Raw genomic sequence first — 18,215 nt, forward strand, 5'->3', positions numbered from 1 at the left:
AAAGACGTCGCATACCCCTCTCGCAAACGCGAATCGGGTTGCGGCGTTTTTTTTTGCATTCGGGCCTCAGGCCACCACTCTTTTTTGCAGATGAGGTGTTCAATGAATACAAGCTTCTGGAAAGCCGGCCATAAGCCGACTCTGTTCGCAGCCTTCCTGTATTTCGACCTGAGCTTCATGGTCTGGTACCTGCTCGGCCCAATGGCCGTACAGATCGCCGGCGATCTGCACCTGACCACCCAGCAGCGCGGATTGATGGTCGCGACGCCGATTCTGGCGGGTGCCTTTCTGCGCGTATTCATGGGTCTGCTTGCGGACAAATTGTCGCCCAAGACGGCCGGCATCATCGGTCAAGTGGTCGTCATTAGTGCGTTGTTGACGGCCTGGCAGCTGGGCATTCACAGCTATGAGCAAGCCTTGCTGCTCGGAGTGTTCCTCGGCATGGCAGGCGCCGCGTTCGCAGTCGCCCTGCCGCTGGCCTCGCAATGGTACCCGGCCGAGCATCAAGGCAAGGCCATGGGCATTGCCGGTGCAGGCAATTCCGGCACCGTGTTCGCCGCCCTGATCGCCCCCGCACTGGCCTTGGTCTTTGGTTGGACCAACGTGTTCGGCTTCGCCCTGATTCCGCTGATCCTGGTCCTGATCGTTTTTACCTTGATGGCCCGCAACTCCCCGCAACGGGCCAAAACAAAATCCATGGCTGACTATATGAAAGCCTTGGGCGACCGTGACACCTGGTGGTTCATGTTCTTCTACGCAGTGACCTTCGGTGGCTTCATTGGCCTGGCCAGCGCCCTGCCCGGCTATTTCAACGACCAATACGGCCTGAGCCCGGTGACTGCAGGCTACTACACCGCAGCCTGTGTGTTCGGTGGCAGCATGATGCGCCCACTGGGCGGTGCTCTGGCGGACCGGTTCGGCGGGATTCGTACCTTGTCGGGGATGTACGCAGTAGCGGCCATCGGTATTGCGGCTGTCGGGTTTAACCTGCCCAGCTCTTGGGCTGCCCTGGCCCTGTTCGTTTCGGCAATGCTTGGCCTGGGTGCCGGCAACGGTGCAGTGTTTCAGCTGGTGCCACAGCGCTTTCGTCAGGAAATCGGTGTCATGACGGGCTTGATCGGCATGGCCGGTGGCGTGGGCGGCTTCCTCCTGGCAGCCGGTCTGGGTGCAATCAAGCAGAACACCGGCGACTACCAAATGGGTCTGTGGCTGTTCGCCAGCCTCGGAGTGTTGGCCTGGTTCGGCCTGCATAACGTCAAACGCCGCTGGAGAACCACATGGGGCTCGGCAGCGGTGACGGCGGCACGGGTTTAACCTCTCCGATGAGCTTGCAACTGAGCTTCGCCCATTTCAGCGCCAGCGGTCCGCGCACGGAAAATCAGGATGCGGGTCGCTTGGTGACGCCGATGCCGGCACTGGCGGCGAGCAAGGGCTACCTCTTCGCCCTCGCCGACGGTGTCAGCCATTGTGCCGACGGCGGGCTGGCGGCCCGCTCGACCTTGCAGGCACTGGCGCTGGATTATTACGCCACTCCGGAAACCTGGGGTGTCGCGCAATCGCTGGACCGCCTGTTGCTGGCTCAAAATCGGTGGCTACTGGCCAACGGGCTGCTGACCACGTTGAGTGCCATCGTCTTACGGGGCCGGCGTTTCACCCTGGCCCATGTCGGCGATTGTCGGGTTTACCGCTGGCACGCAGGGCAACTGCTGCTCGTCAGTGAGGACCACGTCTGGGAACAACCAGATATGCAACACGTCCTCAAGCGCGCGCTAGGGCTCGATCAATACGTGGTCATGGACTACCTCGACGGCGAACTGCGCGAGGGCGAACGTTGGCTGCTGCTCAGTGATGGCGTATGGGCAACGCTCAGCGAAGCCAGCATCACTTCGATCCTGCGCGAGCAGGACAATCTCGATAACGCGGTGCAGACCCTGGTCAGCGCCGCGCACCTGGCGGGCAGTCAGGACAACGCCAGCGCCCTGCTGATTCAGGTCGATGGGCTGGGGCAGGATAACCTTGGCGACACCCTGATCCAGCTTCAGCAATGGTCAATACCTCCCGCGCTGAAGCCAGGCCAACGGTTCGAAGGCTGGCAGGTGGAAACGGTACTCGGGCAGTCGCGGCAATCCCTGCTATACCGGGTCCGCGATCAGCAGCAACAGCCCTGGCTACTGAAAACCCTGCCTGCAAGTCGTCATGCCGAAAGTAATGCCGGACAAAGCCTGCTACTGGAAGAGTGGTTCTTGCGGCGCGTGGCCGGACGGTTTTTCCCTGAAATACATCCCGCCCCCGAACGTCAGCATTTGTATTACGTGATGCGCGAATACCCCGGTCAGACCCTGGCCCAGGTGTTCGAGGAAAACGGTCCACTGCCGTTGCCGCAATGGCAGGATATGGCCATAAGCTTGCTGCGCGCCCTGGGTCTACTGCATCGGCGCAACATCGTGCATCGCGACATCAAGCCGGAGAACCTGCTGCTCGATGACGGTGGCGAGCTGCGCGTGCTGGATTTCGGCCTGGCGTATTGCCCCGGTTTGTCAGTCGATACCGCCAACGACTTACCCGGCACACCCAGCTATATCGCCCCCGAAGCTTTTGACGGCGTAGCACCCAGTGGACAACAGGACTTATACAGCGCCGGAGTGACCCTGTATTACTTACTCACCGGGCACTATCCCTATGGCGAAATCGAAGCGTTTCAACACCCGCACTTTGGCGTGGCGGTTCCAGCCAGTCGCTATCGACCGGACGTACCGGACTGGCTGGAGCGCAACCTGAGCCGGGCGCTGAGCGCAGACCCGACCCAGCGTTATGAGACCGCCGAAGAGTGGTTATTGGAACTGGAGCAGGCCGAACTGACCACGCTCAAGATCAAGCCCAGACCGCTGCTGGAACGGGAGCCGCTGAAGGTATGGCGAGCACTGGCGCTGACGTCGTTGCTGGTGAATCTGTTGCTGATTATCTGGATCTTGCGTGGATGAGGTGGCGACCCAAGATCGCACCACTTGCGCGCAATCCGCGTTAAAAGAGTGCAATCAACCCCGCACAACGCCTGGAAAACCCCAGTAATCATGGGCGCCCACCGACTTGGCACAACCACTGCATTAGGTTCATCAAGCAATTTATAAAGTGGCCGCTTTCAACGACGAAAGCTGCACTTCCCGAGAGAACGGGACTGGACAAAGGCGTCCTCGCTAGGTGACTAGCGGGACGCCTTTTTTTGTTTGCGCGGAACTTGTCGAGCACGCCCCTCGTGGTCTCTCGGAGGCACTATGAAAAAACTCAAACTGGTGATGATTGGCAACGGCATGGCCGGCGTTCGCACCCTCGAAGAGCTGCTCAAACTGAGCGCCGACCTGTACGACATCACCGTGTTCGGCGCAGAGCCACACCCCAATTACAACCGCATTCTGCTGTCGCCAGTATTGGCCGGCGAGCAAACGTTCGATGAAATCGTGCTCAACGATTTGAGCTGGTACCTGGAAAACAACATCCAGCTACTGCTCAACCGTAAAGTAGTGAAAATAGATCGCGCCAAGCGCCTGGTAATCGCCGACGACGGCACCGAAGCCCACTATGATCGTTTGCTGATCGCGACCGGCTCGACCCCCTTTATCCTGCCAATCCCTGGCAATGACCTGCAGGGTGTGATCGGCTACCGCGACATCGCCGACACCCAGACCATGATCAACACCGCCAAGACCCACACCCACGCAGTGGTGATTGGTGGCGGCCTGCTCGGCCTCGAGGCCGCCAACGGCCTCAAGCTGCGCGGCATGCACGTGACCGTGGTGCACATCGGCGAATGGCTGCTGGAACGCCAACTGGACCAGACTTCCGCGCATTTACTGCAAATGGAATTGGAAAAACGCGGCCTGACGTTCCGCCTGAAAGAACAGACCCAGGCACTGCTCGATGACGGCAAAGGCCGGGTGAAAGCTGTGCAATTCAAGAACGGCGATGTGATCCCTGCTGATCTGGTGGTCATGGCCGCCGGCATCCGCCCCGCCACCGAATTGGCCGAACAGGCTGGCATCCCCTGCAACAGGGGGATTCTGGTCAACGACACCCTGCAAACCTACGACCCGCGCGTGTATGCCATCGGCGAATGCGCCAGCCATCGAGGTATTGCCTACGGACTGGTGGCGCCGCTGTTCGAACAGGCCAAGGTCTGCGCGAACCACCTGGCACAACTGGGCTTTGCGCGCTATCAAGGCTCGGTGACCTCGACCAAGTTGAAAGTGACCGGCGTCGACCTGTTTTCCGCTGGCGACTTCATGGGCGGCGAAGGCACCGAAACCATCACCCTGTCCGACCCGATTGGCGGGGTCTATAAAAAGCTGGTGATCAAGGATGACATCCTGGTCGGTGCCTGCCTGTATGGCGACACCGCAGACGGCGGCTGGTACTTCCGGCAAATCCGCGAAAACCATCAGATCAATGAAATCCGCGACCACCTGATGTTCGGCGAAAACGCCTTGGGCGATGTCGGCCACCAGGGCCAGGACAAAGCCATGAGCATGGCCGACAGTGCCGAAGTCTGCGGCTGCAATGGGGTCTGCAAAGGGACCATCGTCAAGGCGATTCAGGAACATGGCCTGTTCAGCGTCGATGACGTGAAGAAGCACACCAAGGCAGCCAGCTCATGCGGTTCTTGCGCCGGTCTGGTGGAGCAGATTCTGATCAACACCGTGGGCGGCGCGGCGGACGTCAAACCGAAGAGCGAAAAAGCCATCTGCGGTTGCAGCGACCTGAACCATGGACAAATCCGCAAGGCCATCCGCGATCAGCATCTGCTGACCATCGCCGGCGCCATGAGTTACATGAACTGGCGCACCCCCAACGGCTGCGCCACCTGCCGTCCAGCGCTGAACTATTACCTGATTTCCACCTGGCCAGGCGAGGCAAAGGACGATCCGCAATCGCGCCTGATCAACGAACGCGCTCACGCCAATATTCAGAAAGACGGCACTTATTCGGTGGTACCGCGGATGTGGGGCGGCGTGACCAACCCGTCCGAGCTGCGCCGTATTGCCGATGTCGCCGACAAGTACAACGTGCCCATGGTCAAGGTCACCGGCGGGCAGCGTATCGACCTGTTGGGGATCAAGAAGCAGGATTTGCCGGGTGTCTGGAAAGACCTCGACATGCCTTCTGGGCATGCCTACGGCAAATCGATCCGCACGGTGAAGACCTGTGTCGGCAGTGAGTTCTGCCGCTTTGGCACGCAGAACTCGACCCAACTGGGTATCGAACTCGAGCACGATCTTTTCAATATGTGGTCACCGCACAAGGTCAAACTGGCCGTGTCCGGATGCCCGCGCAACTGTTCGGAAGCCGGGATCAAGGACGTCGGCATCATCGGCGTCGACTCCGGCTGGGAGATGTACATCGGTGGCAACGGCGGGATCAAGACCGAAGTCGCCGAATTCTTCGTCAAGCTGAAAACCGCTGAAGAAGTCCGCGAATACAACGGCGCCTTCCTGCAGCTGTATCGCGAAGAAGCATTCTACCTGGAGCGCACCGTGCACTACCTGCAGCGGGTCGGCATGGAGCACATCAAAAAAGCAGTGCTGGAAGATCACGATAACCGCCGGGCCCTGAACGCGAAATTGCAGTTCTCACTGTCATTCGAGCAGGACCCATGGAAAGAGCGCATCGAGCAACCGCTGCTGAAGAAAGAATTCGAACGCATCCCTGTGGAGGTGCTGGCATGAACTGGCTCGATATCTGCGCTCTGGAAGACATCAACCCACTGGGCTCGCGCATCATCGAAGGGCCCAAGGGGGACATCGCCATCTTTCGCACCAGCGACGATGAAGTCTTCGCCCTCGACGACCGTTGCCCACACAAAGGCGGCCCATTGTCTCAGGGGTTGATCTATGGGAAGCGCGTAGCGTGCCCGCTGCACAACTGGCAGATCGACCTGGAATCGGGTGCAGCGCAGGCGCCCGACGTGGGCTGCACGCACACACACTTGGCCCGGGTAGAGAACGGCCGCGTGCAACTGGCATTGAAGGAAGCAGCATAATGCGCCCACCCGCCGCTACAACGCAGATCACCGCGTCGACCTGCTGTTATTGCGGAGTCGGCTGTGGCGTGCTGATCGAACATGACAACGAGCGCATTCTCGGCGTCAGCGGCGATCCCCGGCACCCGGCCAACTTCGGCAAATTGTGCAGCAAAGGTTCAAGCCTGCACCTGACCGGCGACTTGACGGCTCGGGCGCTGTACCCGGAACTGCGCCTGGGTAAATCCTTGGCCCGCAGCGTCACCGATTGGGACACAGCGCTTGACCACGCGGCCAACGTGTTCGCCGACACCATTCGCGAACACGGCCCGGACAGCGTTGCGTTTTACGTCTCCGGGCAACTGCTGACCGAGGACTATTACGCGTTCAACAAACTGGCCCGGGCACTGGTCGGCACCAACAATATCGACAGCAACTCGCGGCTGTGCATGTCTTCCGCAGTGGTCGGCTACAAACGCAGCCTGGGTGCAGACGCACCACCGTGTAGCTACGAGGACATTGAGCTCAGCGATTGCGTGCTAATCGTTGGCAGCAACATGGCTTATGCCCACCCGGTGCTCTTCCGTCGGCTGGAAGAAGCGAAAAGCCAGCGGCCGGACATGAAAATAATCGTGGTCGACCCGCGCCGCACAGACACCTGCGAACTGGCGGACTTGCACCTGGCGATCCAGCCCGGCACCGATGTCGCGCTGTTTCACGGCATCCTGCACCTGCTGCTTTGGGAAGACTGGATCGATCGCAGCTTTATCGATCAGCATACCCAGGGCTATGCAGAGCTAAAAACCCTGGTGCGCGATTACACCCCGCAAATGGTCGCCGAAATCTGCGGCATTCCCGTGGAGCAACTGCACGCCTGCGCGCAATGGATTGGCACCGCCCCGAGCTTTCTGTCGCTGTGGTGCATGGGTTTGAATCAGTCCACCTCGGGTAGCGCCAAGAACAGCGCACTGATCAACCTGCATTTGGCAACCGGGCAAATCGGCCGTACCGGCGCAGGCCCCTTCTCTCTCACCGGTCAGCCCAACGCCATGGGCGGCCGCGAAACAGGCAGCTTGTCCAATTTGCTGCCGGGCCACCGCGAAGCGGCCAACGCCACGCATCGCGCAGAGGTTGCCGCGTATTGGGGGGTCGATGCGTTACCCGACTCTACCGGCCTGACCGCCATCGAGTTGTTCGAGCAATTGCAGGCGGGCAAGATCAAGGCCCTTTGGATTGCCTGCACCAACCCCGCGCAGTCGTTGCCCGATCAACAGAAAATTCAGCAAGCGCTGACCACGTGCCCCTTTGTGGTCCTGCAGGAAGCCTTTCGCACCACCGAAACCTGCCGCTTTGCCGACCTGCTGTTGCCTGCGGCGAGTTGGGGCGAAAAAGAAGGCACGGTCACCAACTCGGAACGACGCATCTCTCACGTGAGCCAGGCGATACCGGCCCCCGGCCAGGCGCGCGCGGATTGGGCGATTACCGTGGACTTCGCCCAACGCCTGGAACAACGGCTACGTCCAGGCACGCCCAGCCTGTTCGCGTTTGATCAACCTCAAGCGCTGTTCGATGAATACAAACAGCTGACGCGCGAGCGTGATCTGGATCTGTCGGGCATCAGCTATGCCGTGCTCGATCAACAAGGCCCACAACAATGGCCCTTCCCAGCCGGTGCCCGGACAGGAACACCGCGCTTGTATGGCGACGGCATCTTCCCCACCGAGTCGGGCCGCGCCAACTTCATTGCCGAACCCTACAGAGCCGCCAAGGAACTGCGTGACGCACGCTTCCCGCTGACCCTGAACACAGGGCGCCTGCGCGATCAATGGCACGGCATGAGCCGTACAGGCACCGCTGCCCGGTTGTTCGGCCATGTCAGCGAAGCCGTATTGAGCTTGCACCCTGACGAGATGCGCCGCCATCGCCTGCAAGCGGGCGATCTGGTAAGTCTGAAAAGTCGTCGCGGTAGTTTGATCGTGCCCGTCAGCAGCGATGACAGCGTACGACCAGGCCAGGCGTTTTTGCCGATGCACTGGGGTGATCGCTTTCTCAAGGGAGGCGTTAACGTCCTCACACAACCGGCGTTCGACCCACTGTCCAAGCAACCGGAGCTCAAGCACACCGGTGTGCGCATTGAGGCAGTGACGTTGCCGTGGCAACTGTTTGCGCTGGTCGAAAGCGACGTACAAGCTCATCTTGAAGCCCTGCGCCCGCTGTGCGAAAACTTTGCCTACGCCAGCCTCAGCCTGGCCGGTCGCGAGCGTCCTGCTCTGCTGATCCGCGCTGCCAGCACCCAAGCGCCGGACAATCAATTACTCACACAGATCGACCAGCTACTTGGCCTGAATGAAGGCCCGGTACTGTCCTATGACGACCCACGCCGCTCTATTGGCAAGCGGGTGCGCATCGAAAATGGCCGAATCACCGCCATCCGCCTGGCCGGGGAAACCATCGCCCAGCATTGGCTGCAGAACCTGTGGCTGGAAGGCCGCGCCGATGAACAACTGCGCCGCTGGCTTCTAGCGCCGATCAGCACCCCACCCGGTAACGCAGCGGCCACGCCTCACAGCAGCAAAACCTTGTGCAACTGCATGAATGTCAGCGAAAGCGCCGTGCTGGCCGGGATTGGTCGCGGACTTGATCTGATTGAGCTGAAAACACAACTGGGCTGCGGTAGCCAATGTGGCTCATGCGTACCGGAAATCAAACGACTGCTGGCGGCCAACCCGCTGCCAATAGCAATTAGCTAATGAGGGCTGCAGCATGAGCGCAAAAGTCTGGCTGGTGGGCGCAGGCCCTGGTGACCCTGAACTGCTTACGCTCAAGGCCGTGCGGGCCTTGCACGAAGCCCAGGTGGTGTTGATCGACGACCTGGTCAATATTGCGATACTGGAACACTGCCCTACAGCTCGAGTGATCGCCGTCGGCAAGCGCGGCGGCTGTCGCTCGACACCTCAGGCCTTCATCCATCGACTCATGCTGCGTTATGTCCGACAAGGCAAGTGCGTGGTGCGACTTAAAGGTGGCGACCCGTGCATCTTCGGACGCGGTGGCGAAGAAGCCGAGTGGCTGAGGGCGAAAGGGGTTGAGGTCGAACTGGTCAACGGCATCACTGCCGGACTGGCCGGAGCAACTCAGTGCGGTATATCTCTGACTTTGCGTGGCGTCAGTCGTGGCGTGACCCTGGTCACCGCTCACACGCAGGACGACAGCAGCCTGAATTGGCCAGCGCTGGCACAAAGTGGCACGACACTGGTGGTCTACATGGGCGTCGCCAAACTGTCAGAAATACGCGACAACCTGCTCGCGGGTGGTTTGGCTGCGAACACGCCTGTGGCCATGATCGAAAACGCCTCACTGCCCCATCAACGCGAATGCCGTAGCATGCTGGCTGACATGCAGCTGGACGCCGTCGCCTTCGAACTGAAAAGCCCGGCGATTCTGGTGATTGGAAAAGTGGCGGGGGGCTACAACTCTGCGGGAGCCGATGTGTTGGCGAATAGCCTTAAGCACTGTGGCTGACCTACCGCACACAACGAGGCATCAAAGCATCAAATCGCAGACAAAGAAAAGCCCGGCCAAAGCCGGGCTTCTCTTGAAGCGGGGGCTAATTACTTAGCTTGAGCTTCTACTTGAGCTTCTACGCGACGGTTGATAGCGCGGCCAGCGTCAGTTGCGTTATCAGCAACTGGGCGGGATTTGCCATAGCCAACCGAATTCACGCGGTTAGCACCAACACCGTACTGGTTAACCAGAACCTGTTTGACAGCGCTTGCACGCTTCTCAGACAGTTTTTGGTTGTAAGCGTCAGGACCGACGGAGTCAGTGTGACCTTCAACAGTAGTGCGGGTCTGTGGGTACTGCTTCATGAAGTCAGCGAGGTTCTTGATGTCGCTGTAGCTGTTAGGCTTGACAACGGCTTTGTTGAAGTCGAACTTCACGTCCAACTCAACACGTACAACCTCAGCAACAGCTGGTTCTGCAACGGGTGCTGGCTCTGCAGCAACTGCCTCTGGAACCGGTGCCGGAGCTGGCTTGGAGCCACCACCGAAGTTCACACCCAGACCGATGGTAGGAGCGTAGTCCCACTTACCGTTGTCCAGTTTGTACGAAGCGTCAACGCCAGCACGAGCGTACAAGTTGTCAGTGATGTACCACTTGGCACCGCCACCGACTGTAGCGAATGTGGATTGGTCACGACCCGAATGGCCATCAGCCTGCACGTTGGTCAAGCTCTGGTGAGCGAAACCACCGGAAACGTATGGACGAATAGCGTCACCAACAGTACCGAAGTGGTACATACCGGTCAGAGAAGCTTCGTCGCCGCGAATTTTCTGCCAGTTGGTGTTGTTGTTCGAGCGCGTGTAATTGGTTTTGTCGTAGCCCAAAATCACTTCGACGTCATCGGTCAGGAAGTAGCCGATGGAAGCACCAGGATTGTAGCCATCCTCAACGTCGTCGACGCTACGGTTGAAGTGTTTCTGGTAGAACAGCTCACCCTCGACCGCGCCTTGGCCTTGTGCCAGAACGCCGAACGAAGTCACGGCTACAATAGAACCAATGGCAATGCCCAAGGTGTTTTTCAGTTTCATCCGTTAAATCCCCATCTGGTGATTGTTAAGCGATCCTTCGTACTGAAGGACAGCTCGTCGGCAAGTCTATCAGAACTTACCAGCACGTTAGAGATATTTGCCACGACTTAAGTTTCAGTCATGCCTGCAAATTTCTCACGTAGTTTATCAAGAGCCCGTTTATAGCGCATTTTTGTGGCGCTCAAGCCCATGTACATAATATCCGCGATCTCCTGAAATTCCAGCTCTGCGACAAAGCGTAGCACCAAAATCTCCCGATCAATCGGGTTCACATACACAAGCCAACGATCAAGGCTGCCCCGTTCTTCAGGAGTAGGCGCCTTCTCTTCAGCCGCCTCCTCAAGTGGGTCCAGGCTCAACGCGTCCATCAAGCGACGCTTCCGCCGTTCCTTTCGGTACTGCGTAATGCATTCGTTGTAAGTGATGCTGTAGAGCCAGGTCTTGAACTTCGACTTACCTTCGAAATTTTTCAGCCCGTACAACACTTTCAGCATCACTTCCTGACAGACATCGTCAGCATCGCGATCGTTCCCTAAATAACGCGCGCACACGTTAAAAAGGGTCCTTTGGTAGCGCCGCATCAACTCTTCGTATGCGCGCGTCACATGAAACAGCTCGACGTGCGCCCGCGCCACCAACTCCTCATCGGAGAGTTCGCGGGGGTCGTAGCGCATGGACAGCGATTGGGGTTTATTCAAAACAAGTCGTGCCGACAGTCAGGTCAATGTCCGCCACTGCCGATGTTTCCGGCAATTTGGTGGCGGCATACATTAGCAGGATTCGCCGTGTTAGCGGCTGCTCACTCGCTGCTCGAGGAGGATTCGGTTGGACAATGACACCAACTCTCCCTCATCGGTCAGCAAGGTTGTTTTCACCGTGCCAATTTCTTCGATCTGCCCTTCGACCTCGCCCACACGCACTTGTTGCCCAACCTGATACAACTCCCGCACATAAATTCCCGCCAGAATCTGTCCGGCGATTTCACGACTTCCAAGCCCCATTGCCAACGCAACGGCCAGACCAACGGTAATCAAACCGATCACAATCACGTGGTTAAGCAGGTCTGTTTTGACCTCTAACTGGCTGATTGCGACTGAAATACTAATGATAATGACCAGCCCTTGAGCGATGCGCCCAAGGCCAGCAGAATAGTCGAGGCCTACGCCTTCAGCCGCGCCACGCACCAGGCCATTGGCTAATTGCGCCAGCAGTACGCCCACAAGCAGCACCAATGCCGCGCCAAATACCTTCGGCAGGTACAGGGCCAACATGTCCAGGGTCGCAGATACGCGTTCCAACCCAAGGGATTCAGCGGCTGACACAAGAAAAATCAGTAACACGAACCAATAGACGATTTTGCCGACCAGGGTCGAAATCGGTACCTGAACACCCGCCCGCGCAATCAACTTGGTCAACCCGGTGCCGCCCATTAGGCGATCCAGACCCAGCTTGGCGAGCAATTTAGACAGCAGCGTGTCGAGTAATTTGGCAACAACAAAGCCCAGCAGCACCACAATGAGGGCGCCGAACAGGTTCGGAATAAAGTTTGCAACTTTGGTCCACAACACAGTCATGGCGGTCACAAGGCTCTGCGTCCAGAGGTTCAATTCCATGTTCAATCAGCCTTATCAGCAGGGCGAGCAGAGGAAAGCGTGCTACGCGAAACAGGTGCTATATGCGCCGAACCGTTGTTGAGGCCGATCATCAGTGCTTGCGACCAGCGGCCGAGCAAACTGAACAAATCCCCTGCACCTACCTGACGGTTGGCAGTTTTCAAAACACGGCCCAAGCAAGCATCGTCATCCCGACTGGAGGATGAAGAGTTGAGCATGTCGCGCAGTGATTGTTCGAATGGATCGTGCATAGGTAACCTCACGCAATGTCACTGAAAGACGCGACAAGAATCGACCGAGTCACAAATGGGTCATTTAGTAGCAAAAAGCCTTCATCTCTATACCCAGCGCAAGCGACGGAACAACCACCACTGGCCAAGCCCCACTGCCGCCATTATCGAGCAAGCAATCAGAAACCCGTATGGATTGCTCGCACCAGGCATGCCTCCCACGTTGACGCCCAGCAAACCGGTCAGAAAGCTCATCGGCAGGAAAATACCGGTGATGATACCGAAGCGATACATCACCCGGTTCATGCCCTCGCGCATCCGTCGGTCCTCGGACTCAAGGACCAGGCCGACACGCTCACGAGTCAATTCCAGCTCTTCCAGGTAGCGGATCAAACTGTTGTTAAGTTCATTCCAGTAACTCGCATCATCATGGGCAAACCAAGGCAATTTGTTGCGAGTCAATTGCGCGTAAATCTCGCGTTGCGGCGCCAAAAAACGGCGCAGACCGGCAGCACGTCGACGGATATGCAACATGTCACCATGATCGGAAGCGTACCGTTCGTCGGCATCTATCTTTTCTTCCTCTTCGTCGACCAATTCCGACAGTTCACTGACCAGCGTCTGGACCTTATCCGTGAGGTATTGAGCGAGATAAAGGATCAATTCAGAGGTGTTTTTTGGACCGTTGCCTTGATTCAGGTGTTCGATCAGCTCATCGGTGGCTCGCAAGGGACGCAAACGCAGAGAGATAACCTGTTGCGCCGCAGCAAAGATGCGTACCGACACCATATCCTCGGGCTCGGCACCCGGATTGAGGTTGACCCCACGCAGAAACAGCAGCAACTCGGCGTTGGGCAATGGCACCAAACGCGGCCGTGTGTTCTCTTCAAGCAGCAGGTCACAGCTGAACTCGCTCAGCCCGCTGGAGGAGCGCAACCAGGTCTGGGTTTGCGGATGACCGCGATCCCAGTGCAGCCAGACACTTTCGTCTGGCTGCATTTGAAGGTCATCCAGTTCGGTTCGAGCGATGAAACGCGCCCCGCCTTTACCATCCAGCACCAAGGCATGTACCAGCCCCCATTGCGCGTTTGCTTCGTCGAACATTGGGTGTCCTGTTTATTCCGGCATCTTCAAAGGGCTTGGGGAGATGATCACGCCATTATTGTCAGCGTATACGTACTCGCCCGGACGGAAGGTCACACCCGCGAATGTCACCGCCACGTTAAGGTCGCCGATACCGCGCTTGTCGGTTTTCATTGGGTGGCTGGCCAGTGCCTGCACGCCCAGATCGGTTTGCGCGATGACGTCGACGTCGCGGATGCAACCGTAAATCACCAGGCCTTCCCAGCCATTCCTTGAAGCTTTTTCGGCGAGCATGTCACCCAGCAACGCCTTGCGCAGCGAGCCACCGCCGTCGACTACCAACACTTTACCCTTACCGTCGAGATCGACCTGCTCTTTGACCAACGAGTTGTCCTCGAAACACTTGATGGTGACGATTTCACCACCAAAGGAATCGCGGCCACCAAAATTGCTGAACATCGGCTCAACGACCTGCACCAGTTCCGGGTAGGCATCGCACAAATCGGGGGTGAGGTAATGCATGGGTGAACTCCTATCATTAAAAAAAGAGGATCTGAGGTGTTGCGAGACATTTGACCGTTTCAAATCAATGGCTCTTTAGAAAAACGTCATGCAGATGCCTGTGTTAAGCCGTGGGCACGCTGGCGCAGCTAGACATCGATACCAATTCGATCACCTTCATAGGTCAGGGTAAAAAACTTCAGGCCCGGGCATGACGCCTGCAAGGGACGCCCGCTCGGTAATTGGAACTCAATACCATGACGCTTGCATCGCAAGACCGTACCCACAAGGGTCCCGCTGTGCAAGGGCGCGCCTTGATGCGGACAGCTGTCCTCGAGCAGCAGGGGCAGGTTATCGACGACCATCAACAACATATCTCGCCCAGCGACTTTGAAGGTTCGCCGGTAGCCTTCATTCAAATTGATCAGGCGCTCAAGTGGCACGAACATAAATGCAGGCCCGGAAAGCGAAAATGGCTGAAACAGTTTAATGCGTCATAGCTTAGCCGCAACGCTACTTTAGCGAAACTGCCCGACCGCTCTGTATCAGCGCTTCATCGCCAAACCGTGGGTGTTACTGCTCGGTCAGAGGCACAGACGGATCCCGCAACCAGCCCGCTACTAACGGCCATACTTGCGTTTGCGCGCCTCTGCTGACGAGCATTTCGACATGGCCAAAGTCTTCGGCAAAGCCCTGATCACGACCGAGGCAGACAAACTGGCGTCGCTCTGAACCGAACTGCTCGTACAGCTTACGACAAGCCCATACGGGGTCTTGATCATCCCCAGTGGCGGCAACCGCGAGCACCGGCACTCGGACCTCGCTCAACCCCGCCCACCAATCTCGCTCGGCATCGCCAAAGCGACGGAAAAGCCCATACCAACGCATGCTTTCCAATGCCAGCCCAATAGGCTCATCTTCGGGCCCTCGCTTCAAGCGCGAGCCGGAGATATGCCTGAAGCGCTTGAGCAACAGGCGCCCGCCCCACTCAACTGGCGGGATCTTCAACGGCCAATACGTACGACTGATCTGACTGCCGAACAGCGCAACCGAGGCCACGCCCTCCGAGTCAAGGTAATGCCCACCAAGCGCCGCCGCGAGCGTGATACCGCCCAGCGAGTGGCCAATCCAGTGCGGGGGCTGCCCACTTTGCTCTCGCACAAAGGCGCCAATTGCCGGCAGGTCATAGCGCGCGTAATCGGCCACACGGTTGTGCCGGTAAGCTTGATTGCGCGAAGACAGACCATGCCCGCGCATTTCCGGAATCCACACATCGAAACCCGCGCGCGCCAGATACGCGCCCAGGCCAATGCCTTTGGGTGAATACCAGAAGCGTCGATTGGAGAAACTACCGTGTAGCAGGACCACTGGAATGCCCCGCGTATCGGGCTGTTCGGCCAGTCCGAGACGGGTCACGGCCAGTTCGACACTGATGTCCGGGCTGTTGGCGGGTTTCAAACGGTACACGTCCTCAATCAGATCGCCACGGCGTTCGGCGCTGATCAAGGCCACAGGAAAGAGATTGCTGCTGCTTTGCATATTGCTCTTGCACAAAAAAGGCGGTTTCTTTGAGAAAACCGCCCAAGAAAACGCGACGAAGCGCCGACCTGCCAAAGCAAGCCGACGCCTCACTCATCACATCAGACCGGCGCCTGAGCTTCCGCCAGGAAGAACCAGGTTTCCAGCACGGAGTCAGGGTTCAATGAAACACTTTCGATGCCTTGCTCCATCAGCCACTTGGCCAGATCAGGGTGATCCGAAGGACCCTGACCGCAAATACCGATGTACTTGCCAGCCTTGTTGCACGCCTGGATTGCGTTCGACAGGAGCTTTTTGACAGCAGGGTTACGCTCGTCGAACAGGTGAGCAATGATCCCTGAGTCGCGATCCAGGCCCAGGGTCAGCTGAGTCAGGTCGTTGGAACCAATCGAGAAGCCGTCGAAGAATTCAAGGAACTCCTCGGCCAGGATCGCGTTGGAAGGCAACTCGCACATCATGATGATGCGCAAACCGTTCTCGCCACGGACCAGACCGTTGGCCGCGAGCAGATCGATGACCTGACTGGCTTCGCCCAGGGTGCGCACGAACGGCACCATGATTTCGACGTTGGTCAGGCCCATCTCATTGCGCACACGCTTGAGGGCGCGGCATTCGAGCTCGAAACAGTCACGGAAGTTTTCGCTGATGTAACGCGAAGCACCGCGGAAACCCAGCATCGGGTTTTCTTCTTCCGGCTCGTACAGCTTGCCGCCGATCAGGTTGGCGTATTCGTTGGACTTGAAGTCCGACAGGCGCACGATGACTTTTTTCGGCGTGAACGCCGCTGCCAAAGTGCTGATACCTTCAACCAGTTTCTCTACGTAGAAGCCGACCGGGTCGTCGTAGCCAGCGATACGCTTGTCGACACTGGCCTTGATGTCTTGCGGCAGACCGGCGTAGTTCAGCAGCGCCTTGGGGTGCACGCCGATCATCCGGTTGATGATGAACTCCAGACGCGCCAGGCCGACACCGGCATTGGGCAACTGGGCAAAATCGAACGCGCGATCAGGGTTACCAACGTTCATCATGATCTTGAACGGCAGATCAGGCATGGCATCGACCGAGTTCTTCTTGATGTCGAAGCCCAGTTCGCCCTCGAAAATGTAGCCGGTATCGCCTTCGGCACAGGAAACGGTCACGCCCTGCCCTTCTTGCAACACTTCGGTGGCGTTGCCGCAACCGACCACGGCCGGGATACCCAGCTCGCGAGCGATGATTGCCGCGTGACAGGTACGTCCACCACGGTTAGTGACGATGGCGCTGGCGCGCTTCATCACCGGCTCCCAGTCCGGGTCGGTCATGTCGGAAACCAACACATCGCCCGGCTGCACTTTGTCCATCTCGGATACATCTTTGATGATCCGTACTTTGCCAGCGCCGATGCGCTGACCGATAGCGCGACCTTCCACCAGCACAGTGCCGGTTTCCTTGAGCAGGTAGCGCTCCATGACGTTGGACGACGTACGGCTTTTCACGGTTTCAGGGCGGGCCTGAACGATGTAAAGCTTGCCATCATCACCGTCTTTGGCCCATTCGATGTCCATCGGGCACTTGTAGTGCTGCTCGATAATCATTGCCTGCTTGGCCAGTTCGCTGACTTCGGCGTCGGTCAGGCAGAAGCGCGCACGATCAGCCGGCTCTACGTCGATAACCTTGACCGATCTACCAGCCTTGGCTTCGTCGCCGTAAATCATTTTGATGGCTTTGCTGCCCAGGTTGCGGCGCAGAATCGCTGGGCGACCGGCTGCAAGGGTATTTTTGTGAACGTAGAACTCGTCAGGGTTGACCGCGCCCTGAACCACTGTTTCACCCAGGCCATAGGCGCCTGTGATAAACACCACGTCACGGAAACCGGATTCGGTATCCAGCGTGAACATCACGCCGGCAGTGCCGGTTTCCGAGCGAACCATGCGCTGCACACCTGCAGACAGAGCGACCAGTTTGTGATCGAAGCCTTGGTGCACACGATAGGAAATAGCGCGGTCATTGAACAGCGAGGCGAACACTTCCTTTGCTGCGCGGATGACGTTTTCGACACCGCGAATATTAAGGAAGGTTTCTTGCTGGCCGGCGAACGATGCGTCGGGCAAGTCTTCAGCGGTGGCCGAAGAACGCACGGCAACAGCCAGGTTCGGGTTGCCGGCCGACAGCTCGGCGAACGCCGTACGAATTTCAGCGTTGAGTTTTTCGGGAAACTCGGCCTCCATGATCCAGGCGCGGATTTGCGCACCCGTCTTGGCCAGAGCGTTGACATCATCGACGTCAAGCGCATCAAGGGCGGCATGGATCTGATCGTTCAAACCGCTCAACTCAAGAAAATCACGATACGCTTGAGCCGTAGTGGCAAAGCCACCGGGGACCGAAACACCGGCGCCCGCGAGGTTACTGATCATCTCGCCGAGGGATGCGTTCTTGCCCCCCACGTGCTCCACATCATGGACGCCGAGCTTATCGAGGGAAACTACGTACTCTACCAAGGTGATCTCTCCACTAACTGTGTTGGGAAAAGCTCAGGGCGCTGAAACATCTATTAAGAGCGGTTCCGAGCGTTTGTGGCCTGGACCTGGAAAATAAGTGAGAATGCTGGCCATCAAGGTCCGCAAGCGGGCCTATCATATCCAAGATTCGTCACCAGCTTAAGGCCCAC

The 18,215-nt window shown here is 58.1% G+C and carries 15 protein-coding genes; 6 read left to right on the plus strand and 9 right to left on the minus strand.

Going from position 1 to position 18,215, the window contains the following annotated elements; genetic code table 11:
- The first annotated feature begins 102 nt into the window (after positions 1-102).
- The 6 genes from RHM55_RS03130 to cobA all read left to right on the plus strand — a co-directional run bounded on the left by RHM55_RS03130 (position 103) and on the right by cobA (position 9,532).
- A complete protein-coding gene (locus RHM55_RS03130) occupies positions 103-1,314 on the plus strand; it encodes a nitrate/nitrite transporter (RefSeq protein WP_322179470.1) in 1,212 nt (403 codons plus the stop codon).
- An 8-nt stretch (positions 1,315-1,322) separates the two neighbouring features.
- Positions 1,323-2,981, plus strand: a complete 1,659-nt coding sequence (locus tag RHM55_RS03135; RefSeq protein WP_322182712.1) for a bifunctional protein-serine/threonine kinase/phosphatase — start codon at positions 1,323-1,325, stop codon at positions 2,979-2,981.
- 291 nt (positions 2,982-3,272) lie between these two features.
- Entirely contained in the window at positions 3,273-5,717 is a 2,445-nt protein-coding gene (nirB, locus tag RHM55_RS03140; protein WP_322179471.1) for a nitrite reductase large subunit NirB, read from the plus strand.
- Entirely contained in the window at positions 5,714-6,031 is a 318-nt protein-coding gene (gene nirD / locus RHM55_RS03145; RefSeq protein ID WP_322179472.1) for a nitrite reductase small subunit NirD, read from the plus strand. The genes nirB and nirD overlap by 4 nt, the downstream gene beginning before the upstream one ends.
- Complete coding sequence (locus tag RHM55_RS03150; RefSeq protein WP_322179473.1) at positions 6,031-8,760, plus strand: molybdopterin-dependent oxidoreductase; 2,730 nt, start codon at positions 6,031-6,033, stop codon at positions 8,758-8,760. Before nirD ends, RHM55_RS03150 begins: the two co-directional genes overlap by 1 nt.
- A 13-nt stretch (positions 8,761-8,773) precedes the next feature.
- Complete coding sequence (gene cobA, locus RHM55_RS03155; protein WP_322179474.1) at positions 8,774-9,532, plus strand: uroporphyrinogen-III C-methyltransferase; 759 nt, start codon at positions 8,774-8,776, stop codon at positions 9,530-9,532.
- Positions 9,533-9,621: 89 nt separating this feature from the next.
- Here cobA and RHM55_RS03160 read toward each other — a convergent pair whose 3' ends face one another.
- From RHM55_RS03160 to ppsA, 9 genes are all read right to left on the minus strand, one after another.
- On the minus strand, positions 9,622-10,602 hold the full coding sequence (locus RHM55_RS03160) for an OmpA family protein (protein ID WP_322179475.1): 981 nt from the start codon (positions 10,600-10,602) through the stop codon (positions 9,622-9,624).
- 107 nt (positions 10,603-10,709) lie between these two features.
- The gene (gene sigX, locus RHM55_RS03165) at positions 10,710-11,300 is read right to left on the minus strand and encodes an RNA polymerase sigma factor SigX (protein ID WP_322179476.1); all 591 of its coding nucleotides are present in this window, start codon (positions 11,298-11,300) and stop codon (positions 10,710-10,712) included.
- Positions 11,301-11,390: 90 nt separating this feature from the next.
- Complete coding sequence (locus tag RHM55_RS03170) at positions 11,391-12,215, minus strand: mechanosensitive ion channel family protein (protein WP_219060226.1); 825 nt, start codon at positions 12,213-12,215, stop codon at positions 11,391-11,393.
- Between the two features lie 2 nt (positions 12,216-12,217).
- Entirely contained in the window at positions 12,218-12,466 is a 249-nt protein-coding gene (locus RHM55_RS03175; protein WP_322179477.1) for a CrfX protein, read from the minus strand.
- A gap of 87 nt (positions 12,467-12,553) precedes the next feature.
- Entirely contained in the window at positions 12,554-13,549 is a 996-nt protein-coding gene (locus tag RHM55_RS03180; RefSeq protein WP_322179478.1) for a zinc transporter ZntB, read from the minus strand.
- 12 nt (positions 13,550-13,561) lie between these two features.
- Complete coding sequence (gene rraA / locus RHM55_RS03185; RefSeq protein WP_219060230.1) at positions 13,562-14,050, minus strand: ribonuclease E activity regulator RraA; 489 nt, start codon at positions 14,048-14,050, stop codon at positions 13,562-13,564.
- 128 nt (positions 14,051-14,178) lie between these two features.
- Complete coding sequence (locus RHM55_RS03190) at positions 14,179-14,478, minus strand: Rieske (2Fe-2S) protein (RefSeq protein ID WP_322179479.1); 300 nt, start codon at positions 14,476-14,478, stop codon at positions 14,179-14,181.
- 124 nt (positions 14,479-14,602) lie between these two features.
- Complete coding sequence (locus RHM55_RS03195; RefSeq protein ID WP_322179480.1) at positions 14,603-15,568, minus strand: alpha/beta fold hydrolase; 966 nt, start codon at positions 15,566-15,568, stop codon at positions 14,603-14,605.
- A gap of 101 nt (positions 15,569-15,669) precedes the next feature.
- Positions 15,670-18,045: a phosphoenolpyruvate synthase gene (ppsA, locus tag RHM55_RS03200; RefSeq protein WP_322179481.1), complete on the minus strand. Its 2,376-nt coding sequence runs from the start codon at positions 18,043-18,045 to the stop codon at positions 15,670-15,672.
- Positions 18,046-18,215 lie beyond the last annotated feature (170 nt).

This window comes from Pseudomonas sp. MH9.2 (assembly GCF_034353875.1).
GTDB lineage: Bacteria > Pseudomonadota > Gammaproteobacteria > Pseudomonadales > Pseudomonadaceae > Aquipseudomonas.